Source organism: Methanobacterium formicicum DSM 3637, assembly GCF_000302455.1.
In the GTDB taxonomy this organism is placed as follows: Archaea; Methanobacteriota; Methanobacteria; order Methanobacteriales; family Methanobacteriaceae; genus Methanobacterium; species Methanobacterium formicicum_A.
This window is the reverse complement of the sequence record NZ_AMPO01000004.1, coordinates 1-22,347: the sequence shown is the minus strand read 5'-3', so window position 1 is coordinate 22,347 and position 22,347 is coordinate 1. Positions and strand designations below refer to the sequence as shown.

The window sequence follows — 22,347 nt, the reverse complement described above, 5'->3', positions numbered from 1 at the left end:
AATAATAAACAGGTAACTGGAATAATTCAAGAGGTGATATGATGGATAATAAAGAGAAGGTAATTAAAGCTTTCAAAGAATCTGAAGAACCTTTAAACGCCACTAAAGTCAGCCAGATATCTGGTGTGGAGAAAAAAGAAGTTGACAAGATCATGAAAGAACTTAAAAAAGATGAAACAATCATTTCTCCTAAAAGGTGTTACTGGGCTTTAAATGAATAAAATATCCTTAAAGAAATCTCATCAATATCTTTTTTTTTATTTCCAAATATTTTTATTCCAAAATAATTGTTCTCTATTTTTTACTAAAATTCTCAGGGCATAATAAAAAAATATCACTGGAACAATATCAACTAATTTATTAAGGACTTTAAAGTAGAATTAATTATTGATAGGTGTTATTTTAACTGGATTGTGTTTTTAAATAAATGCAGAGATGAGTACTATGAAACTTTACGTGATAAGTTCAGGGAAGTATGGTAGTCGTATTGTTAACAGCCTGGCAGAAATGGGACTGGCCAGTAGTATGGTGGGGTTAGAAGAAATTCCGGATGACCTACCGGAGTTCATTGATGACTTCCAGCAGTACGTGCCAAAATCCATCCCCACTGCGGATCTCATCCTGGCAGTGGGACTATTCGGTGATATTAACATGATCGTACCTATCATCGCCAGGCAAAGCGGTGCCAAATCAGTGATCATACCCATTCACGACCCGGCACAGGTACCACCCGGCCTGCAACGGGAAATAGAAGAATCCGCCCCTGAAGTTAAGATCGTATTCCCCAAACCATTCTGTTCCCTGGAACCGGTGGGAGACACCTACATCGATAAATTTGCCCGTGAATTTGGTAAACCCAAACTGGAAATAGAAGCAGGCAACCTCATCCGGAAGGTGAAGGTGCTTAGAACTGCTCCCTGTGGCAGTACCCATTACATTGCCGAGAACATTGAAGGCATACCCACTGAGGAAGCAGAGCAGGAAGCAGGTAACAAACTACACAACTACCCCTGTAATGCCAGTATGGCCACTGACCCCGTGGTGGGAGATACCATACTTCACCTGGCAGGGTACCAGGTCAAAGAAGCAGTGCGCAGGGCAGTGGGTTTTGCAATGAAATCAGCGGTGGTGGACCCTGAAACCTGTGAAGCAGATGAATGCCAGCACGAATGTATCAAACACTGTCCACAGGTGCAGATAGGCATGGATACTGTAACCTTAAATGAAGAGGAACAGGCAGTAATCGACCCGGCCAGCTGTGGATGCTGTGAAATATGCATACAGGAATGCCCCTATGGATCCATAGAAATGGAAGAAAAGAAGTTCATAATAGAATAAAAACAACCACTATCTCAATGTTATCATAGATTTAATAATCTACAATCAATTATAAATCTACAATCAAATATCGAATTAATCAAAATTAAATCAGTCAATTATTCTAAATAAGATTCAGGAAAATTTAGTGAGTGATATTGATGCAAGGTAAAGTAATTTTCATAGGAGCCGGCCCTGGAGACCCGGAACTACTAACTATCAAAGGTGCCAAAGTTATTGCCGAGGCAGATGTGATTATCTACGCTGGATCCCTGGTGAACCCGGAGGTCTTATCCGGAGCCAAAGAAGGGGCCCAGATCTACAACAGTGCCCAGATGAACCTGGATGAAATCGTGCAAATGATGGAAAAATCAACCAGTGAAGGGAAACTGGTTGCACGGGTGCACACCGGTGACCCGGCTATTTATGGGGCAATCGCTGAACAGATACAGTACCTTAAAAATAAAAACATCCATTACCAGATCATCCCTGGTGTCAGTTCCCTGTTTGCCTCTGCAGCAGCATTAGAAGCAGAATTAACCCAGCCTGAAGTTTCACAGACAGTTATAATAACCCGGCCATCTGGCCGCACACCCAAACCAGAACGGGAAGCCATTTTCAGACTGGCAGAACACCAGGCCACCATGTGCATATTCCTGGGAGTGCACATGATCGGTAAAGTAGTATCAGAACTTTTAACCTTCTATGACCCTGGGACCCCGGTGGCAGTGGTCCAGAAGGCCAGCTGGGATGATGAAAAAATAGTCAGGGGCACCCTGGAGGATATAGTTGACCAGGTTCAGGAAGCTGGTATAACCAAGACCGCTCTTATTGTGGTGGGGGATGTGCTTGGTACAGGTAGAGTGACTCCATCCAAACTGTATGATGCCCACTTCACACATGAGTACAGGGAAGGTGAAGGAGAATAGTTAATGGTGGTTCTCCTTTAATTTAAAAATAGTATTCTTTAGATTAAATGCGTGTTTTGGATTTTTTTAAATCCTTTTTTCCATCAAACTATTTCTATTTAATCTTTATTTTAAATTTAGAATAATCAGAATATTATTGTAATTTACTCAAAAATATAAGAAAAAAATCAAAATTAAATCATTAATTTAACCATTATAAATGAAAATTTTAAGTTTATTTACCCATAGCTCTCCAAATCATACGGGAAACACTGTGTAAAATCAATCCGGTGAAAGCTATGAATGTCCCAAAAATGGCAATGAGTCCTGCTAGGGTGGTGGGGAATAAGGTGGTCATCTGACCCCCCAGGTACTCTCCAAAGAATTTCAAACCTAATATCATGCCAATTAACACTAAAATAAGTCCTGGAATTGTGAAGTAGTATAATGGCCGGTTGAATTCCATGTCCTGTAAGATTCGCACCAGAACACTCACTCCGTGGCTTAATGGATTCTTCTTATGGTGAGAATCTTCTCCATAAGTGGTGGTTATCTCCACTTCTTTAATCCTTAAACCTGCTTTAGAAGCTTCAATGAGCATTTCACTTTCAATGGTGTAACCAGTGCTGTGGAATCGGAATAGTGGTAGGGTGTGACCGGCGAATGCACGGAAACCACTCTGACTGTCAGTAACATCCATTTTTCCACTGATGTTGGTGGCAGTGTCCAGTACGTTCTGTCCCACGCGTCGGTAAGCAGGGGTTTCCTTCCCATTACCATTTAAATATCGGCTACCGTTTACTATGTCGGCTTCACCATTGATTATGGGTTCAAAAAGTTTGGGTATTTCTTCTGGTTCGTGTTGACCATCAGAGTCCAAGGTGACTATGATATCTGCATCTTTAGCTGCCTTGAAACCAGTTTTGAGTGCTGCCCCTTTTCCCTGATTCTGGGGATGGACTAGTACTTTAGCCCCGGCTAACCTGGCTATATCTGCAGTTTTGTCATGGCTGCCGTCATCAACAACAATAACCCTTAATACATGTTGCCGTGTTCCCAGAACCACGCTGCCAATGGTTTTTTCTTCATTATAAGCGGGTATGATAGCTATAATCTTTATTAATACCCCTCCCTAATAACGTTAATAATATTGCAATAGATGGATAATATATTCATTTCATGTTTATATTCACTAACACCTTAAATTTTATGGTATTAAAATTTAATGATACTTTATTTTATACATTATCCCATTTCATAAGTTAAAGATATAATTTATTATCAAATATTGTAGGTCAGTATTTAACCTATTATTCATATTCAACCGGTACTCAACTCTCATTATAAACAAAATCAAATAATAAAATACAGCTAATCTGCATTTATTTTCGTTATTTTGAATAAATTTGGTCGTTTAATCAGTTTAAGGGAGTTGTTTTTTAATCAAACATGTTATTAGTTGTTGAAACTTATAAAACTTCTCATTTTAGATTCTAAAAAATGATGTTCAATCAAATAATAGTTACAGTTATATGTCACTAGTAATAAAATCTTCATATCATTTTTTAATGGATGAGTGATGGGATTTAATTCCTACGATCAAAATTGTTCACTGAAATTAAATTATTAAATTTTAACCATAACCTGAGGAGTAATGAAATTGAGCACTGTTGAAATGGATAATAAAAAACGTTTCCAAATTGGATTACCAGTTAATTATGTCATAACTCTTATTGCTTATCTTTTGGCTTTGATAGGGGCAGAACTTTTAACTACCTATGTTAATAAGACCTGGGGGCTTGCTGCTCATACTATTATTCTCTTTGCTCTTCTGGTTAATGCAGCCATGGTGGAATCAACTGATTTTTCTAACCTGCTACGCAGTATGATGCCCATACCCATCATACGTATTGTGGGACTTTCCATACCCATGATGCAGATAAAACCATTGTACTGGTTCCCTATTGTTGCTTTACCCCTTTTTGCAGCATCTTTAGCTATCATACGCAGTCAGAATTTGTCCATGGCTGATGTGGGGTTGGTTCTGGGGAATGTCAAGGTTCAACTTCTCATTGCAGCTACTGGATTTGTTACTGGTATTATTGAGTTTTTCATTCTCCGGCCAGATCCCTTGATCTCCCAGTTTACTCCAGTGCTTCTAATTGGAGCTTTCTTTATTCTATTGATATCCACTGGGCTGGCTGAGGAGTTACTCTTCAGGGGTATCCTGCAGAATAACGTTACCAACATGTTTGGTGCAGCTTTTGGTCTTATTTACACATCCCTGGTGTTTACCACCATGCACATTGGCTGGATATACTTTGCGGATTTAGTCTTTGTGTTCTGTGTGGCCCTGTTCTATGGTACCTGTCTAATTAAAACCAAATCCATATTCGGAATAACCGTTGCTCACGGAATATCCAACTCCATGTTGTTCTTAGTAATGCCCTTTGTGAATTTAGCTGCCTTTGGGTTACATTAAATCCCTTTCGATTGCATTAAATCTTTTGGGTGTAGATTAAGTTAGTTTATTTTTGGTGCAGTGGCTTTATCCTTCTAAACTAGAAAAATGGATTATTCATTTTTAACATGTTTCAAGTATGGTTTATAGAATACAGTTTGAGTATCACTCAAATCCCATCAAAATTCTATGGTTTCCATTTAAACATGGAATATAAAGAATTTTGGATTTAATTCATTAAGATATATAGTCCTAGCGATGTAAATTAAGTAGATAATTGAAAAATGATTAAGAGAAAAAAATTATTAAATCAAATCAGACTCGTGAGACTGCCTTATTTAATGATGAAAAATAAAAAGAAGAATTAAATGTTTTTTAAAGGTAGTATGTTTTCTGAGCATTCTTGGCTGCTGATCTCTGATTGTTGGGATAATAAATGAAATCACTGATTCCTAGGATACGGTAACTTTCTCGTTTTAAAGTATAATTACCTTCCCAATCAGTCATCACCCCATCAATAGTGAAGTTACCCGTAAAGTTCTTGCCATCATTCTGGAAGTAGGTGACACCTGTCCATGCTGCACATGTTAGGTTCATGTGTCCCTTGAAGGTGGTATTGAACATAGCACCTTTAATGTCCTTGGTTACGATGGCATAAATGGTTCCAGGGGTTAATTTAATTTGATCTATTTTTCCCACTCCAGTGAGTCCGTCACCAGTGTAATCCAGGGGACTTTCTGATTTTTCAGCACCTGAAATTTTTAAGAAGAAATTGAAATTGGTACCTTTTCCATTGATCTTGTAAAAACCTCCCATTGATGCAGAGTTGGGATTTGATGCATTGGTGGGTGGTATCCATACTTTGGCACTGTAATTGTATGGAATCTGGTCAAAGACCAGGCCACTGACAAATCCACTGGAAACTTCTAGGACAGCCAGAGCTGAAAAAGCCAATACCAGTACCACTGTTACCGTTAAGATTTTTTGATTCATTTCAATCAATTAGCTGTTTAGTAATTCTCTTTAATTACTCCCAGATTCTGGATAAACCATATATTTAATTCAATATTTAATTTATTAATTAATTTGCAAAATTTAACTCAAAATAAGTAATAAAATAAAAAAATAAAAAAGGGGGTTGTATTTTGTTAAATAATACTAGCAATTGCACGGCACAGCTCTGGAGCTCTGCTAATGATGATGGTTACAGATCCATCTGCATTCACAGTGATTATTTCTTCCTCGTAGAGCAGTTCCTGATCCGCTGTGTCAATGGATTGGATGTTAGCAATTTCTGTTGGTGTTGTTCCAAGGAATACAGTACTATTAGTGATGTTTACTGGAAGTGTTGAGATAGTCAATGGGTTGTAGGTTACGTTGGTCAAGTTGTCGCTTGCAGTTGGGTATCTGTTATTTGACCAACCCTGGAATGATATGTTAAGTGCTCCTGTGCCACCACCGGTAGTGTTAAAGAGTCCTTTCCAAGATTGTACCCGTATTACAGTTCCTGCAGGTAATGATTGATTTTCGTATCCCAATATATGGGATAAATCAATGGTCACATTATCATTGGGTTTTATGAATGTATCTGCCCCAAAAGTTATGTTAGTACCGTTTTTATGGGTGGCATTGGCATCTATTTCAACGTGTGCCCATGTACTACCATTGTTGTGGATCGCAAGTTTAGTACCTTTTTCTGATATTGCACTGGCATTGGTGCCGTTTGTTTTAGTATTATCATTGCATCCTGATACAGCCACAACCACTATGACTACTGCCAGGATGGCTAATAATCCTATTTTTTGGTTTTTCATTCCCGACCACCCCTTAGAGTATGGTAACAACTTTGTAGGTGACTACTGCACCAAAGACAAATAACAATGGCAGAATTGCCACGTTAGAGCTGTTAATAAAAGTGTTTATTTTACTATTTTTATGGGCTTCGGAGCTTAAAATCTCTTTCAAAGCCAAAAATGTTATAAGGGCCACAACGGCTATAAGACTGTAGCCTAAAATATCTGCAGAAGTCACTGCTGTGGTGGCAGTGGCTGCAGATGTAGCTGCAGTGGTGGTTGTTGTAGTGGTAGTGGCTGTAGTTACAGTCGATATCATGTGTATACCTTCTTTTTCTTTTAATATATATTTTTTTCCTTTATATAACAATATCCGGTTCCAATCTCGATAAACACCATCTTTATCGGTTTAGATGATCGGATGGTGGCTAATATAATAAATTGGATAGTTGGTATTATTTTTTTAACTATAAATAAGTTTTACTATTTTATTATTTGTGATACCTATCACAAGCAACCTATTTAATTGCATAACCACTTTTATTGGCAAATGTGAATAATTGATAAAAATAAAAGTGAAAGAATCCTAGAGATGCTCTGGTTAAATCGTAAAGGTAATATAATTACCTTTTTTTGATCTAAATTTTCTTTTGGGATTTAATTTCCCGTTGGATTTGTTTCTTTTTGGATTTAATCTCTGGTCTTGGATTTGACTTTTTAGTTGATTCCCATTTTTTGATTTAACTTAAGCTTCAGGGATTTAACTTATGTAACATTCATCCACAGATGCAGGGACCGATAAGCAGTCTCGTTATCCGGTAACTTGTAGAGCAGGAACTCCAGTTTCTTCTGACCGGTGGAGCCTGCAGTGAAATTGTAGGGTATCTCCACCTTCTGGCCATTGGTTAAGGTTAGTGTCTGGTTTTTAAGGATGGTATTATTCACTTTCACCACTAAAAGATAGTCCGTGGTGGTGTATTCATGATTTACCACGCCAATAATCATGGAACCGTTCTGGCCAGTGGTGAGGTTAGTGGGGTAGTTACTGGCAGTACCGTTTGATCCTAATATGTAGAATTCGGTGAATGTTTCACCCTGCTTTGGTTTCACTATGATGTAAACAGTGGTGGAAATAGCCAGGATGATACTGATGATGAGTATGATGGACAGTATCCTCTCTGTTTTTGACTCTCCCTTAAATGAACCTTTAATATCCTTTGCAAAACTACCGAAAGGTACAAAGAACCGTTTTTCTTCTGGTAAACTTCTCCGCCTTAAAAAGGCGATTACACACATGGCCAGTGTGAAAATGGTAAGGCTGATGAGTATAGGATCCAGTCGAATGCCCCAGGGGGTGTAGTTAAGGGCCAGGCCAATGAGAGGTGTTACTGCAATGCTTAAACCAAAACTTAACGCCGCCCTTTCAATACCATCAAGGTCACCCCATTTAGGGAAAAGAGCTGCGATGAGTGAATAACCTGGAATGAATAAAACCAGTAAAATTCCAAGGATAGTCCTCACGAATGTCTTATTGAGTGGTGGTATGAGTACGAAGGCCACTGTGAGGAGGGTGATGGCCACCACTAGGATGATGTCCAGATGGTAGTTACGTGGTTTAACTGTTGGAGGTGTTTTTTTAACATCTTTTTCATCAACAATTCCCGCTTTATTTGTATCTACAATACTTCCACTTTTAGGTGTATCCTCACTACTTACTGTTTTATCTGTTTTCACAGGAGTGCTGATGGCCTGTAATTTTCTCAGGGTTTCTTCCTTGGCTTCCGGGGAAGGAGTTACCTCTTCTGTTTTTTCAGCTTCTTTCTCTCTGTCTTCAAGGCCTTCATCAGGATAATGGGAAATCTCTTCCGGTACTTCTTCTTTACTACTTGGTAAGTACCATTTCCTTAAGAATGCCCCTGCCACCAGTATTATGGAGGCCACGAACATTATGGTTACCACGTACTTGGGTACAGCTGGTAATAGGTGCATGTTCCATGCCAGGAAAGATAGGATGAATAAGATAATTGCAATAATTGTACTGGCAATGAGGAGATTCCTTGAACTGGTCCTGGATTTATCAGGGAAGATGATGGTTAGCCCTGCATAACCTAAGATAAACAGGAGTAAGATAAAGAAAACAATTGAAGTGGTTGTGGTTTTTAATGGATTGAAATACAGGAACAGGAGTGAAATTCCACTTAAAAAGAGGATCATAACCAGATCCCAGTTTCGAAAACCAGGTTTCTTATGGGTTGGTTCTTCTCCCCACACTGGTTTATCCATTTCCGATTCATAATCTGTGGGTGAGGTTTTAACTGGTTCTTTTACTCGGAAGGGAACACCTCGTGGTTGTTCAGAATGATCTTCCTCGTCTTGGGAAGCTTCATGGTAATCTGGGACGTATTCCTCATCTGGATATGATTCATCTTCATCCAAAGGATATTTATCCTTAATTCTCTCATACTGGATGGGTTTTTCATTCTTCAAATCCTGATATTTTCGAGGTTCTATATCAGGGGCTTCCCCAAATTCATCTCCCGGCTCTTCTTCAAATTCCTTAGATGGTTCTTTCCATTGTTCTTCTCCTGGTTCTTCCTCAGGTTCCCCTTGGGTTTCATCCTCTAAACCTTCATCATATTCAGAATAATATTCATCGGGGATTTCTTCTTCATCCTGGAATGGTTCTTCCCCTTCAGGGGGTTCTTCTTCATAGTATTCATCCTCATAATATTCCCCATCACCTTCGTAGTGATCTTCATATTCATTGGCTTCTGCCTCTGCTTTCTGCCGCATTAAAGTAGCACGCTCAATGGATTCCTCCAGTGTGAGCTGGGGATCCCTGCGGAGAGGTTCCAGTTCATCTGTGGGTTCTTTCCTTCGGGCCATGGCAATCAGGGAGAACACAATAGTCACTATGAGGAGTATCTGATTAAGGGACCCTGTAAGTGCAGTCCACTTGAGGCTGTTGAGTATCAGTGGTAAAAAGAGGATGAAAACCAGTCCCAGAACAAAGCCCAGACCTAATCGGAGTGTCCAGCCCATTTTCTCATCACTGGGCCAGATTGCCGTAATCAGGGCGTATCCTGGTAAGAATAAAACTAAAATCGTTGGTAATAGTGATAATGGATATCCTTTAATCAGCTTGAGCCAGCTCATTATTAGAACTGCTATGCTGAGGATGATAATGAGTAAAAGGTCTTTCTGTGATGAGAGTTTCATAATCTGTTGTTTGGATGAACTTGTATAAAATACTTGGTGTTAATGAGTCCTTTAATCAGATTATTTCTATCTTACCTTTTTTTAGAACCAAATGAAAAATTAGAAGCCGCACTAAAAATTTAATTTTAACAAAAAAAATATGAGATCCATATTCGTATGAAACTCATTATTTTGTCCGATATGTCCGTTATAATGTCCGTTATTGAATATGCTTCATGTATATTAAAAATTCATTATACATATTAAGAAAGTTCATACCTTCTTCCTTTCTTCTCACCAATGGCTACTATAAGTTTTTTATCCACCAGGTCTGCTAAATACCTCCGGAGTGTACGTTCATTTATTCCTGGGGAAATACGCAGGAAATCCGACATGGTTAGGGATCCGTGTTCCTGTATATGTGACACTGCCTGGATCTGGCTGCGGTTAAGGCCTAAACTTTTCAAATATTCTTTATCATACACGTTTTTTAACATGTAAACCGAAAAACCAGCAAATTCTTCTTTAAAATCAGGTTCTGGGAGCCCGGCGTTTTCGAGTGACTTCATCATCTGTGGTATGCCTGATCCATGAACTTCCACCAGGCCTGCCTTGAAGAACATCTCCGCAATTAAAGGATTCCTGGTTGAAGAAGGGTGAGGTGTCTGGAGTTTTTCAATGGTCAGTCCACCGAACAGTTCTCCAGGGTTAAAAAACCATATCTGGTCATCAAATATCTTTATCTGGGTCTGGACCTGGAATTTGAAGTAGTCCCGGTGGACTAGGGAGTTTATTAAAGCTTCACGTATGGCTTTAAGGGGATAGTCCCAGACTTCTTCTCTGGTTAATTTGCCCTTTATTTCGAATTTCACATTGATGGAGTTTTTAATGGCTTCTTCTGCTTCTTCAGCCTGCTGGAACAGGTTACCGGTAACTCTTCGGTCGTAAATATTGACATCATCCTTGAACCTTAACACCCTGACCATGGCGTTGGTGAAGTACTTCTGGGGGTCCCGGCCAAAGAGGATGATAGCAGCATTGGTGAGCCTGCCATCAACTAAGAGGTTAAGCTTTTTGAGTATTTCCGGTACTTCCGCCTTATCATCTGCTATGAGCCTGCCTCTTCGGACTGCTTTTTTGGTGAATTTCCGGAGGGATTCTTCATCAATTTCTTCTATACTATAATCATTGGTCATTCCGTCCCAGTTGGTTCCGGTTAAGAAGAACTCCTTTAACTGGTCTCCTGAGATTCTGGTGTTTTTATTATGGATCCTTTTGTAGTACCTGCCATTGTATGAAATAGGATTGGGACTTTTTTTAACGTCAATTCTTAAGATCGTTTTTTCTTCCCAGTTAAAACAGGAGATTGTGGGGTTGATTCCCATTTTATCTATTATTTTGGTGGTGAGTGGCTGGATATTTTTGTCACTGCAGTCAAAACCAGGGATATTTTTTTTATTTTTAACTCCGCAGAACAGTGTTCCGCCATCGGTGTTGGAGAATGCGGATATGGTACAAAATGCATTTTCATCCATGGATTCTATGAATTCTACTCCGTTTTGCTTTTCGTCTTGTAAGATTCTGGAAAAATTCATTTAAAAGCTCCCAATTCTTGATATTTTAGTTAAATTTGTTAATTTAAGTGTTTACTTCTGTAATTTATGGAATATAACTATTGTTCAATTATTTCTTAACATTTGAGAAAAATTGGAAGATATTTATCTTGTCAATTAGAATATAATTTATCTCTTTGTAAAAATTTTATCTCTCTAACAATGGAGAAAGATCATATGTTCACCTATAAAGCATTTGGGCTGGAAATCGCATCAGAAATTGAACTACCCGGAATGATTGAAAGTTCTGATTATGAACTTAAGGAAGGTGATCCTGATGTTGAGATCATATTGGGGTCCGTTGATCCATCCCATGTTACTTGGGCCGAGGTGGAGGGACCCAATTACCTGGTTACAGGATCTGATGTATACCTGTGGTGGGATGAGATTGGGAAGGTTAAGATCAGTAATGGTGAGCAGGTGATTGTGGAACCAATTGCTGATCTGGATGGTTCTGATGAACTTAATTTAATTCCTTTCCTGCTGGGGCCGGTGATGTCCCTCATGCTTCACCAGCGAGGTTTTTTAGTCTTACACGGTAGTGCAGTTAACATGGGTAATGTGGCCACAAGTGATATATCTGGGGTAGTGGCCTTCCTGGGACACCGTGGTAATGGTAAATCCACCACTGCTATCCACCTCTACGTGGAAGGATATCCATTGGTGGCAGATGATATTCTGGCCATAAAATTTGATGAATCAGGAAAACCAGTGGTTTATCCAGGTTATCCTCATGTGCGTTTATCAGAAGAAGCTTACAACCAGGTTAAGGAGCACACCGATATTTTAACTCCTCTGAAGACCCTGGCGGGTAAGGTGTTCTGTGATGCATCCTACCATTTTTCCCCGGAACCAGTGATGCTGGAGAAAATCTACGTTATTGAGAAAGTTCAGGATGGAGTGGATGGAAATGTCATTCTTGAATTAGATAATGGAAAACCTATTGTTAACACTGGAATATCCGTTTTAAAGTCTCAGGAGAACTTGATTGATTTAATCCGTCACTCAGTTGCCAACCGTATATTCCAGCAAACCACTCAGAAGGAGAATTTAATAAACTGTGCCCAGCTGATAAATAATGTTACTGTGAAACGTTTGGTATTGATTCATTCCTTTAACAATCTTCCTGATTTAATTCACATCATCGAAAAGGATTTTAAATCTGGATGAAGAATTTATATTCAGCAGATAGATAGAACTAGTAAAATCAATTTTTGAGGAATTTACAATGACAGAATTATCTAAATCATCAACAATTGTGGTGAGTAAAGATGTGGTGTCCTGTGATCTTGGTGGGGAAACCGCCATGCTGGACATGAAAGAAGGAGTTTACTACGGTCTCAATGAGATGGGAACCATCATATGGGAATTCATCCAGGAACCCGTAACCATCCATGAAATTATCGACCAGATAAGGGATGAATACGATGTGGATGAAACGACCTGCTTTAATGATTTAACCGAACTTATAGGGCAGATGGCAGAAAATGGATTGGTAGAGATCAAATGACCGTTTTTATGAGTTTTAAAAACTTAAATTCTCAGGATAAGAAACTTGTTTTAAAAACATTTTTTTTAAATTATTATGTAAGATTAATCGTTTGGATATTTCCTTTCCAAAAAGTCCGTGAAATAACTGGAAATATGGGAAAAAGACACAATAATGGGAAAATTAATTTTCATAAGTTAATTTGGGCTGTAAATGTAACCAGTCATTTTGTAATTCGTTCAACATGTCTTACTAATGCATTAACTGGACAAATACTTTTACAACAACATGGTTATAAACCACGACTTCTCATTGGTGTGATATATAATGAGGAGTTTGAAGCACATGCTTGGTTGGAATATGATAAAAAAGTTGTATTAGGCAAATCCGAGAAAGACTTCACACCTTTAGCTGATATTAAGTAATTTTACTGCTTAAAAAAATAATAACTATTTGTTTTATTTAGTTTATAATTAAAAAATTAGAAAAATACCCTGAATAATCAGGGTAACTCTTTGTTGCTTGTACTAACTTCGGATTACAACACTACCTGAGTTGTTAGTTGTTACAGGATCGTACTCTGTTTCAGCTGTTTTTTTAGCAGTTACAGTTTTACTTCCAGAAATAAAGCTTCTAGTAACATGTAACGTTAATCTTACAGTTTGACCTGGATTTAGAGTTCCAATAGTCCATTTGCCGGTGTTTGAGTTGTAAGATCCCTGTGAACTTGAATAAGAGTTGTAATTTATTCCACTCGGTAACGAAGTAGTTATTACCACTCCATTTGCAGGATCAGGGCCATTATTAACAACATCAACATATATGTCAAAACTTGACAACCAGCCCGGCGTTGTATTGCTTGCACTAACAGTTACACCTATATCTGCAGCTTTTGGCACGGTCAGGGTTAATGTTTTTTTATCATAACCTGTTGGGTCGTACTGATTTTGTGCGGTGGTGTTGGCGTAGGTGGTGATGGTTCCAGTTTGAGCCACTTTTGCAGTAATTGTTAGAGTGACACTAGATCCGTTGGTTAGAGTCCCAACATTCCAGATTCCCGTGTTACTATCATAGTTAGTGCTGCTGCTGGAGACAAATGTTAATCCCGAAGGTAATTTTGAGGTTATATTTATGCCTGTTGCAGTGTTTGGTCCGTTATTTTTGGCAGTTATGGTGTACACTACAGTACCTTGATAGTTAGGAGCACTGTTGTTTACAGTATAAGTAACTGCTACATGGGATTGTGGAACTGTTAGAGTTAATGTTTTGCCATCGTAAGCGTTAGGGTCATACTGGTCCTGTGCGGTGGTGTTGGCGTAGGTAGTGATTGTTCCTGCTCCTGTTACTTTTGCAGTGATAGTTAAAATGGCGCTAGTTCCAGGGGCTAAAGTACTGATATCCCAGATACCAGTGTCACTGTTATAATCAGGGCTACTGCTGGAGACATAAGTTAAGCCGGACGGAAGTAATGATTTGATATTGACGTTAGTAGCAGTGCTGGCTCCATTGTTGGTTGCGTTTATGGTATACACTACGTTATCCTGATAGTTAGGGTTGTTGTTGTTAACAGTGTATGTAATGCCAATGTGGGAGTTAGGTGCTAGAAGATTTCCATTGCTGTCAAAGTTAATCTCTTTATTATCTATTAGATTGAGATCTTGTGCACCATTCCAGAATGTTTTGGTAGGATTAGTTCCGCTGCCGCTGTTAATCAGGACTTTACTATTTATGTTAGAAAGGTCATTTGCCATTTCCATATCATCATAATCGAAGGTGAATGTACCGTTGCTTCTGATGATAATTCTGAATGTGTTGAATTTGTCTGTTTGAGTGTATCCTGGTACTTTATCCCATGTTATGATTATTTTATCGTTTTCGATGGTGTAATAAATGCTACCTGCGTGGGTAATGTCAAGGTCACCCCAGAATGCTGCGATGTAAGGCACATTGTCGGGGTAATCTCGGTAGTATGGTCCTGGCATTGGAGTGCCAAAGGAGATTAGCCCGTTAACATTGATGTAAATGGTGTTGTAAGTTTGACCATAAAATGTAACTGGGAATGGTAATGTTATGGCAGATGTGGTTCCATCGTCAGAGTTTACTACTCCTCCCTGTTGTCCTTCATTGGTGAAGATATCATCAGGGATTTTTCCGCTAATTGCAAGATTAATACTTGCCATGTTGTTAGTGTTATTCCAGTCGAACTGATTTGCAAATGTCTTGTTTATGATATTGGTGAAGTTACCAACGTTAACTGCTTTGGCAATAATGGTTAAAGTTGCTATTTGTCCACTTAAAAGGTTTTCAATTGTCCATATGCCGTTACTGTAGCTACCATAGTTGGTACTGCAGGATACGAATTCTAATCCACTAGGTAGAATATCAGATATTTTAATACCTGTGGCTAAATTTGGCCCATTATTGGATGCATTAACTGTAATTGAAACTGTGTCATTAACTGTGGGAGTTGTATTGTTGATACTTTGACTAACCCCAATATCAGCTGCTGCAGGAACTTCTATCTCAACTGTTTGTCCGTTGTTGTTGTAGTTCCAGTCTGTGAAAGCGGGTGTTAATGGGGCAGTTAGTATTGCGCTGTTTGATATGGTGCCAGTACTAATGATTTTAGCGATTATAGTCAGTGTTTTACTTGTTCCGTTGGCAATGTTGCCTACATTCCATATTCCCGTTGTATGATTGTAATATATTCCTCCGTCATCTGAAATCCATTGAAGTCCTGATGGTAGTATATCTTTAATTTTAACTCCTGTAGCATCGCCAGGTCCATTATTAGTGGCATTAATGGTGATAGTGACTGTATCTTGGTATTTTGTGGTTCCGGTTATAGTTTGTTTAACTTCAACATCGTGTGCAGCCGGAACAGTAATTGCAAGTGATTTTGAGGGTTGTGTTGAATATACTGGTGAAACTAATGTGGCAGTATTGGTTAATGCGGATGTTTGGTTTCCGGTGGTGATGACTCTTACGTATACGTTCATCCAAGCTGGTCCGCCTGAATTGAGGCCTTTAGCCATGAGTGGTATGTTCCAGGTTATTGTTCTGGTGTTTTCGTCATAGGTGGCTGTTCCTACGCCTCTGGTGTTGAAAGCTATGAATTCATAGCCACTTCCAATTGTATAGGTCACTACAACATTCGTTGCATCATCGTATTCTGCTGTACTCCCTCTGTTTCGCACGTCTACTACAAATACTGGTGTGTTACTGTAGTAATAACTTGAATCAGGATACCATAGGTAATTATCAACAACTATGTTAGTTTTAGGGGTGTAAGTTCCAGATACTATTAGATCTGTGGTTTGTCCGTTGTTGTTGTAGTTCCAATCTGTGAAAACGGGTGTTAATGGGGCAGTTAATATTGCACTGTTTTTTATGGTTCCATTTGTTGCAGTGATATTAGCCGTTATGATTAGTGTTTTGGTTGTTCCGTTTGCGATGTTGCCTACATTCCATATTCCAGTTGTATGATTGTAATATATTCCTCCATCATCTGATAACCATTGGAGGCCGGATGGTAATAAATCTTTTATAATGACTCCTTGTGCGTCGTCTGGTCCATTGTTGGTTGCTGTTATGTAATAAGTCACAAGTTTGTCACCATTCATATTAGTGGAAGTCGTAAAGGTTTGTTTTACTTCTATGTCATGTGCTTTGGGAACAGTAATGGCAATGCCTTTTTCGTTGTTTGCATTGTTGTAATCATACTGGTCTAAAGAAACGAGTTTTGCTGTATTGGTTAATTCAGGTGTTTGGTTTCCTGTGGTGATTACTCTTAGGTATACGTTCATCCAAGCTGGTCCACCTGAATTGACACCTTTGGGTATGAGTGGTATGTTCCAGGTTATTGTTCTGGTGTTTTCGTCATAGGTGGCTGTTCCTACGCCTCTAGTGTTGAAAGCTATGAATTCATAGCCACTTCCAATTGTATAGGTCACAACAATATTAGTTGCATCGCTTAATCCGGATGCGCCTCTGTTTCGCACGTCTACTACAAATACTGGTGTGTTACTATAATAATAATTAGAATCAGGATACCATAAATAATTATCAATAGCTATATCTGCTGCTTCGGGTACAGATAAAACAACTTCTTGGGCATCGTTATCAAGTTTAGGGTCTGCATTGGTCTGTACTGTTTTTGAAGCTAAATTTTTGATGGTTCCAGTACCGTTGACTCTAGTAATTATATTAAGTGATTTGGGTGAATCGCCGTAGTTGATAGTACCGATGTTCCAAATTCCTGTGGTTGGGTTATATGCTCCGTTAGAGTCATCTGAAATATATGTTAAGTTATCTGGCAATTTGGTGGTTATTTGAACTCCTGTAGCAGTATCAGGTCCATTATTGGTTACAGTAGTTGTCAATTTGACAGTTTCATTATAATTTGGATTGGTATTGTTAACACTCTGGTTAACTTGAATATCTGCTGCTGCAGACACTGCTCCAGATAAAATGATAGCTAAAACTAAAGAAAAAGCAATAAATAATAATTTTTTATCCAATTTTTTATAATATTTTGATACTCTCATAACATTCCACCAAAGACTTTGTGAAGATGGTCACATGAGCTATATTTTGATGTGCCATATGTCACATTTATATATATAATACTCATTAGTTGTGTGATTCATCCTTATAAAGGTTTCTTTTCTGAGTGCAAAATTGTTGGATGTGAACAACGAATGTAATAATCAGTGTCCTATAATAAATAATATCATCTAAAAAAACAGAAAAATTATTTTTGAGATTGTTTTATGTCATTTAAAATAGCTTCACATAATTTAGGCAGATATCTATAACCACTTGGATATATTAGTTGTTTAACTGGCACTTTCTTGATGATAGTGGCAAATTTCTCAAGACGTCTTGGTTGCCAGCCCATTGTTTCTACTAAATAAGGGCTAAATGAATGTTTGACTAGCTCTAAAACTGCTTTAACAGGAGTAACTGGCTTTATTTCAATTTCATTTTTTTTAGATATCCTTTTGGGGATATAAATGCATTTAAGTTCTGATTTATAGTTATCAAATCTTCCAAAGTCATTTAAACCTACAAAAACTCTTTTCTTTGAGATTTCAGGATGTACGACTGGAAGATCATCAGAATGCCCCAAAAAGTATTCTGCTTCATCTGGCCACATTCGCATAGTGGGGTAACCTGGTCTACATAAGATATTTTCGTCAACTAAATCTAAGGGCAAAATATCATCAGTAATTAAATGAAAACCTTTTTGCATTAGAGAAGCAGCGATTGAAGTTTTACCTCCTTTGTTAGATGAGAGAAATGCTACCGCATTGTTATCAACATTAACTCCGGAGGCATGAATGGTGGGTATCCCCTTCCTTTCAAGCCAGTAAGACAAAACAATTCCTAAAAATTGAATTTCAATTAGATTATATTCTTCCTGATGAATATGGCAGATAATTTGTTTATCGTTAATGTAATAATCAGAATAACCATTAAATCGAAGTAAATCCCATTTTTTCAGTTTGTAAAAACAAAATTTTCCTTTTAAAGACCTATTTGTAGAAAAAGAATCATAAAAAACTTCGTTGGTCAAAGAAAAATCAATTGGAGGTTTTTGAACTACTTTGAAATATATGTCTGGTTTAAAGTAGCCCCTACTTAATTTACTTACAAAATTAAAGTCAGTAGCAATAGTCAGGCCGAAAAGAGAATATTTTTTCACTTTCATAAGTGGGAGCTAAAATATTAAATTTTAAAAATGAAATAATTAATATTATCTCTTAAGAAAAATTTTATTGTAAATTACATAACGCATTTTAACCTTGGTAAGTATATAAAGTTCCACCTGCAGTTCCATCAGCTTCATCACCATCACTACCTTTAGTTAGTTTTTTGATGTTTCCATGGACTTTGATTTTTGGAGTTTCATATGATTTTCTTTTGTTATTCTCATTATCTGTCATATTAATTATTCTCCCAATTGTATTTAATTAACAATAATGTTCGTGAATATGCATATAATCTGGGCTTATATTTATATTTATATTATAAATTCATTATTTTTTTTTAACCATGTTTCAAGAGTGATATACCAGGCCATATATTTCGAATTGTAATAGTTTTTTTCCCACAGTAATTCAAATTCGTGTTTTAATTTTGTTGAATTCACTAAACCAAGCTTTTCCAGTTCTGAATTTTGGAGGAGACTTTTTATTCTTTTTTTTCTTTATGGAATCCATTATAATAGAGTTCTGTTACTAAACCTTTATCACTTCTTGTGCGAACATTTTCGGGCATTTTGTCCATCATACTTTCCCTTAAAAGAACTCTAGTAACTCCATTAAAAGAACGTAAGTGATTGGGGACTTTAATTAGAAATTCTATCATTCTCCGATCCAAATATGGTTGTCTTAGTTCTATTCCATTGTGAAATGCCATAATGCCAAAAATATCAAAAGATGAAGTAAACCAGGGATTTCTTAACATCTGATATGATTTAAGCCCATAACTATCTAAGCCTGGAGGTTTATAAAAATTTTCTTTAAGTTTGCACGAATTCCTATCTGAAGCTTTATAATTCTTATTTAACCAGTCTAAATTATCATGGTTTAAAAGCCTCCAAAATTTTAATACGAGATTATTGGGAATAATAGGGAATAAATAAGCTTTTAAAAGTAAATTAGCTAATTTAAACCCTCCTTTTTTCTTGAACCAAGAGATTTCCTGAGTCCAATCTTTTAATTTAACGTCACGTAAGGCAACTGGGATGTGGTAAAAAGCTTGTCCAACTAGATCATCACACCCCAACCCTGTAAGGTACACTGAACATCCTTCTTCTCGGGTTGCTTTCATAATTCCACGAGTATACCCGCGCAACTCCCAAATATCAGGTTCGTCTAGAGGAAAATCATCATCTTGCCCTAACTCACAGAATGCCCATTTATCATCAGAGATCACATATCTAACCGGTGTTCCTTCACAATAATCTGCAACACTGTCAAAATAATGTTTTTCATTTGCAGAAGGTATATCATCAAAAACTCCGGATATGAGTTTGATTTCAGACAAATCTGAATTCTTTTTCCTCAAATGATATGTTTGACAGGCTAATGCGGAAGAGTCCAGACCACCACTAACCCATATCCCTACGGGTGTTATGCTGCGTAGTTGGTTTATTAAAATTTCGTCTAGAAGGTTATGGAAAGCATCTATCCATTCTTCATCATTTGAAAAATCAGGTTTTGGTTGTTGGCCGAAAATATAATAAAGTTGTTTCTTAAAAGAACCATTCTCAGCTGTGATAGAATGGGCAGGGGGTAATCTTGAAACTCCTTTGAATATGGTTTGGCACGTCCACAAGTTGAAAGATCTGTGAAGAAAGTCCTGCATAAGTTGTATATTCAGTGATGGCATTTTAGGAAGTGCATGGGCAATTGGTTGCATTGCACTGGCAAAAAAAAGGGTATTATCATTAAAAGAATAGAAAAGTTGGCGTAAACCTGTTGTGTCACGAGCTATGAAGAGTTTTTCTTTTGATTTATCCCATACTGCGAAGGCAAAGTCTCCTATTATGTGTTTTGGACAGTTTTCTTCCCAGCATTCATACGCTGCGAGAATTAGATCTGCATCGGTATGTTTTATCCCTCTTAAATAACCTTTATCTCTTAAAATGTTTATCAGTTGCTCTCGATTATCCACCCTCGCATCTGCGGTCAGAATTAAGTCCCCTCTCAATAATGGTTGTTTTTCTAAGAGTGATTCTGGAGTAGTGTTAAATGCTAGGTTAACCAGTCCAACATTATCCTCCACTAAATAGTTGATTCCATCAGGACCCCTGTAGTCTATAAAGTCTACCATTTTCTTCAGAGTATCCTTATTAATTTGTCGACCCTTAAAATTCACAACACCACAGATACCACTCATCAGCTATCCCTTTTCTTGAATATTTTTATTTCCAATAGATCATCAACGTAGCTCTCCAAGTCAAGGCGTAAAATAGATTCTTCAACATCATATTTGTCCATTAAATATGGTATTGATGATTCAATGTTACCATATGAAACTAAAACTCGCCATATTTCAGCTGCAACGCCAGTTAAGGAGTAAATTTGTTGGGTGTCTTTTTGGAAGAGCCAAATTTCATCATGGAAACATCCCATGATTACTGCGGACGAAAGTTGTAAATCTTTTGTGGCAGATTCATCTGGTAATATTCCAAAAATAGATCTATTCTTTAAACATTTATGAGGAGGCAGGGACCTCCAACCATCCTCTAATTTATCAGTTACAGGATTCCAAAAAGGGTAATCAGGTTCACTCCAGGCAAAACCTACCAAGTCAACTTGCCCAATCCAATAACGTCCACCCATCCGTTTATTCATTTTTTTTCTCCAAGAATAGTAATCGTTTGTGTCGGGATAATTACCTCTTGCTTGGTCTTTCAAGTCATGCGCAGAGAAACAATATTTTACACGGGGTTCCTTTTCTAATATCGACTTACGAAGATCTGGATGGGAATACAAGTTAGCTATTACGACGTGTGAAGATTGGGTGTTAGATAAAATTTTAGATATTCGTTTTCCTGTTAAAGCAATATCATCAACAATCATCACTGGCTGGTCTGGTTGATCTGAAGTTTCAAACTGTGATTGTTTCAGGTTAAGCAAATATGATAACATCCCCAAAACTATTAGGCCACCTCGGGGAATTGCCATAAAATAAAATGATTCTAGTTCTTTGGGTGAGTATACAGCTAATATCTTGGAAGCGAGTTTTTCACAAGCTTCTTCAGCATTTTTGTAGTCCACAAATTTTAAATTACCCCTATAAGATTCAAGTGATCTCGACAGGTTTTTTAAACGTTCTGTGTCTTCTGGTGGAATTTTGTAATCCTTTTTGAATATATAGAATTCCTCCGAATTTATATTATAATTCTTTCGATTAGATATTATATCAAACAGTATTAAAACATAACTTTTGATCAATAATATTTCTAATAAAATAAGTTTAATGGTCTTTAGTATACTAGTTTCAATTGATTTAAAAAAATGTTTAGAATCTTTATTGAGAAAAAAGACCGTGAAATTTAGATAATATGTAAAAAAGAATAGTTAAAAAAACGTGTATTTATGTTTTTTTTGGTAGTTCTAATTCCCCAACAAACAAAAGCATCAAATAAGGTTGTGGATGTTAAGGGAATTGCAGGGTCATTTAAGGTGATTCAATTTTATTGTTTTAGGAAATATTAGTGTTTTTAATTCTAAAAAAATATTTTTTAGGTCGTATTTTTTAATTTTGGTAGTTTTAACTGCAGTGAGTTGGCCTGGTTTATTACTTGATATGTCTGTTGCAGGAACTTGTCCGTTGGCTGTGCCCCATACTTCTTCGGTTGGTTCGGTGTTTGTGGGTTCTGTTTGTGTGGGTGCTTGTCCGTTGGCTGTGCCCCATACTTCTTCGGTTGGTTCGGTGTTTGTGGGTTCTGTTTGTGTGGGTGCTTGTCCGTTGGCTGTGCCCCATACTTCTTCGGTTGGTTCGGTGTTTGTGGGTTCTGTTTGTGTGGGTGCTTGTCCGTTGGCTGTGCCCC

The 22,347-nt window shown here is 37.6% G+C and carries 19 protein-coding genes; 7 read left to right on the top strand and 12 right to left on the bottom strand.

Annotation, left to right across the window (positions count from 1 at the left end; all coding sequences use genetic code 11):
• Positions 1-41 precede the first annotated feature (41 nt).
• The 3 genes from A994_RS05440 (at position 42) to cobM (ending at position 2,246) form a co-directional block, all read left to right on the top strand.
• Positions 42-221 (top strand): hypothetical protein, encoded by a 180-nt coding sequence (locus A994_RS05440; protein ID WP_004030340.1) that lies wholly within the window; start codon positions 42-44, stop codon positions 219-221.
• 214 nt (positions 222-435) lie between these two features.
• Positions 436-1,338, top strand: a complete 903-nt coding sequence (locus A994_RS05435) for a DUF166 domain-containing protein (protein WP_237739704.1) — start codon at positions 436-438, stop codon at positions 1,336-1,338.
• A gap of 140 nt (positions 1,339-1,478) precedes the next feature.
• A complete protein-coding gene (cobM, locus tag A994_RS05430) occupies positions 1,479-2,246 on the top strand; it encodes a precorrin-4 C(11)-methyltransferase (protein WP_004030337.1) in 768 nt (255 codons plus the stop codon).
• A 214-nt stretch (positions 2,247-2,460) separates the two neighbouring features.
• On the opposite strand, the gene A994_RS05425 is transcribed toward cobM, so the two are convergent.
• Positions 2,461-3,291, bottom strand: coding sequence for a glycosyltransferase family 2 protein (locus A994_RS05425; RefSeq protein ID WP_004030336.1), 831 nt, complete (start codon positions 3,289-3,291; stop codon positions 2,461-2,463).
• Between the two features lie 594 nt (positions 3,292-3,885).
• Between A994_RS05425 and A994_RS05420 the strand changes: the two genes are divergently transcribed.
• Entirely contained in the window at positions 3,886-4,707 is an 822-nt protein-coding gene (locus A994_RS05420) for a CPBP family intramembrane glutamic endopeptidase (protein WP_004030335.1), read from the top strand.
• Positions 4,708-5,061: 354 nt separating this feature from the next.
• Here the strand turns inward: A994_RS05420 and A994_RS05415 are convergent, their stop codons facing one another.
• The 5 genes from A994_RS05415 to A994_RS05395 form a co-directional block, all read right to left on the bottom strand.
• On the bottom strand, positions 5,062-5,679 hold the full coding sequence (locus tag A994_RS05415) for a hypothetical protein (protein WP_004030334.1): 618 nt from the start codon (positions 5,677-5,679) through the stop codon (positions 5,062-5,064).
• A gap of 155 nt (positions 5,680-5,834) precedes the next feature.
• Positions 5,835-6,500 carry a hypothetical protein gene (locus A994_RS05410; RefSeq protein ID WP_004030333.1) on the bottom strand — a complete coding sequence of 222 codons (666 nt, stop codon included), beginning with the start codon at positions 6,498-6,500 and terminating at the stop codon, positions 5,835-5,837.
• Positions 6,501-6,513: 13 nt separating this feature from the next.
• Positions 6,514-6,798: a hypothetical protein gene (locus A994_RS05405; RefSeq protein WP_048204108.1), complete on the bottom strand. Its 285-nt coding sequence runs from the start codon at positions 6,796-6,798 to the stop codon at positions 6,514-6,516.
• 446 nt (positions 6,799-7,244) lie between these two features.
• The gene (locus A994_RS13030) at positions 7,245-9,698 is read right to left on the bottom strand and encodes a DUF1616 domain-containing protein (protein WP_004030330.1); all 2,454 of its coding nucleotides are present in this window, start codon (positions 9,696-9,698) and stop codon (positions 7,245-7,247) included.
• Positions 9,699-9,940: 242 nt separating this feature from the next.
• On the bottom strand, positions 9,941-11,272 hold the full coding sequence (locus A994_RS05395; protein WP_004030329.1) for an ATP-binding protein: 1,332 nt from the start codon (positions 11,270-11,272) through the stop codon (positions 9,941-9,943).
• A gap of 195 nt (positions 11,273-11,467) precedes the next feature.
• Here A994_RS05395 and A994_RS05390 point away from each other — a divergent pair, with 195 nt between their 5' ends.
• The 3 genes from A994_RS05390 to A994_RS05380 are packed head-to-tail and all read left to right on the top strand — an operon-like array spanning position 11,468 to position 13,204.
• The gene (locus A994_RS05390) at positions 11,468-12,460 is read left to right on the top strand and encodes a phosphoenolpyruvate carboxykinase (ATP) (RefSeq protein WP_004030328.1); all 993 of its coding nucleotides are present in this window, start codon (positions 11,468-11,470) and stop codon (positions 12,458-12,460) included.
• A 58-nt stretch (positions 12,461-12,518) separates the two neighbouring features.
• Positions 12,519-12,800, top strand: coding sequence for a PqqD family peptide modification chaperone (locus A994_RS05385; RefSeq protein ID WP_004030327.1), 282 nt, complete (start codon positions 12,519-12,521; stop codon positions 12,798-12,800).
• Between the two features lie 8 nt (positions 12,801-12,808).
• Positions 12,809-13,204, top strand: a complete 396-nt coding sequence (locus A994_RS05380) for a lasso peptide biosynthesis B2 protein (protein WP_192812698.1) — start codon at positions 12,809-12,811, stop codon at positions 13,202-13,204.
• A 102-nt stretch (positions 13,205-13,306) separates the two neighbouring features.
• Here the strand turns inward: A994_RS05380 and A994_RS05375 are convergent, their stop codons facing one another.
• The 6 genes from A994_RS05375 to A994_RS05355 all read right to left on the bottom strand — a co-directional run.
• A complete protein-coding gene (locus A994_RS05375; protein ID WP_004030325.1) occupies positions 13,307-17,326 on the bottom strand; it encodes a nidogen-like domain-containing protein in 4,020 nt (1,339 codons plus the stop codon).
• Between the two features lie 206 nt (positions 17,327-17,532).
• On the bottom strand, positions 17,533-18,492 hold the full coding sequence (locus tag A994_RS05370; protein ID WP_004030324.1) for a hypothetical protein: 960 nt from the start codon (positions 18,490-18,492) through the stop codon (positions 17,533-17,535).
• An 88-nt stretch (positions 18,493-18,580) separates the two neighbouring features.
• Complete coding sequence (locus tag A994_RS13265) at positions 18,581-18,727, bottom strand: hypothetical protein (RefSeq protein ID WP_157787262.1); 147 nt, start codon at positions 18,725-18,727, stop codon at positions 18,581-18,583.
• A gap of 247 nt (positions 18,728-18,974) precedes the next feature.
• Positions 18,975-20,687, bottom strand: a complete 1,713-nt coding sequence (locus A994_RS05365) for an asparagine synthase-related protein (protein WP_004030323.1) — start codon at positions 20,685-20,687, stop codon at positions 18,975-18,977.
• A complete protein-coding gene (locus tag A994_RS05360; protein ID WP_192812697.1) occupies positions 20,687-21,478 on the bottom strand; it encodes a PqqD family protein in 792 nt (263 codons plus the stop codon). The genes A994_RS05365 and A994_RS05360 overlap by 1 nt, the downstream gene beginning before the upstream one ends.
• Positions 21,479-21,970: 492 nt before the next feature.
• Positions 21,971-22,347 (bottom strand): hypothetical protein (locus tag A994_RS05355; protein WP_004030321.1); only part of this gene is annotated, 377 nt, incomplete at its 5' end.

Bases quoted from the DNA above. Each gene is read 5' to 3' on its own strand.
- A994_RS05435 (WP_237739704.1), top strand. From the start codon at position 436: ATGAGTACTATGAAACTTTACGTGATAAGTTCAGGGAAGTATGGTAGT.
- A994_RS05375 (WP_004030325.1), bottom strand. From the start codon at position 17,326: ATGAGAGTATCAAAATATTATAAAAAATTGGATAAAAAATTATTATTT.
- A994_RS05390 (WP_004030328.1), top strand. From the start codon at position 11,468: ATGTTCACCTATAAAGCATTTGGGCTGGAAATCGCATCAGAAATTGAA.
- A994_RS05410 (WP_004030333.1), bottom strand. From the start codon at position 6,500: ATGAAAAACCAAAAAATAGGATTATTAGCCATCCTGGCAGTAGTCATA.
- A994_RS05415 (WP_004030334.1), bottom strand. From the start codon at position 5,679: ATGAATCAAAAAATCTTAACGGTAACAGTGGTACTGGTATTGGCTTTT.
- A994_RS05440 (WP_004030340.1), top strand. From the start codon at position 42: ATGGATAATAAAGAGAAGGTAATTAAAGCTTTCAAAGAATCTGAAGAA.
- A994_RS05380 (WP_192812698.1), top strand. From the start codon at position 12,809: ATGAGTTTTAAAAACTTAAATTCTCAGGATAAGAAACTTGTTTTAAAA.
- A994_RS05370 (WP_004030324.1), bottom strand. From the start codon at position 18,492: ATGAAAGTGAAAAAATATTCTCTTTTCGGCCTGACTATTGCTACTGAC.
- A994_RS05405 (WP_048204108.1), bottom strand. From the start codon at position 6,798: ATGATATCGACTGTAACTACAGCCACTACCACTACAACAACCACCACT.
- A994_RS05385 (WP_004030327.1), top strand. From the start codon at position 12,519: ATGACAGAATTATCTAAATCATCAACAATTGTGGTGAGTAAAGATGTG.
- A994_RS13265 (WP_157787262.1), bottom strand. From the start codon at position 18,727: ATGACAGATAATGAGAATAACAAAAGAAAATCATATGAAACTCCAAAA.
- cobM (WP_004030337.1), top strand. From the start codon at position 1,479: ATGCAAGGTAAAGTAATTTTCATAGGAGCCGGCCCTGGAGACCCGGAA.
- A994_RS05365 (WP_004030323.1), bottom strand. From the start codon at position 20,687: ATGAGTGGTATCTGTGGTGTTGTGAATTTTAAGGGTCGACAAATTAAT.
- A994_RS05360 (WP_192812697.1), bottom strand. From the start codon at position 21,478: ATGGCAATTCCCCGAGGTGGCCTAATAGTTTTGGGGATGTTATCATAT.
- A994_RS13030 (WP_004030330.1), bottom strand. From the start codon at position 9,698: ATGAAACTCTCATCACAGAAAGACCTTTTACTCATTATCATCCTCAGC.
- A994_RS05395 (WP_004030329.1), bottom strand. From the start codon at position 11,272: ATGAATTTTTCCAGAATCTTACAAGACGAAAAGCAAAACGGAGTAGAA.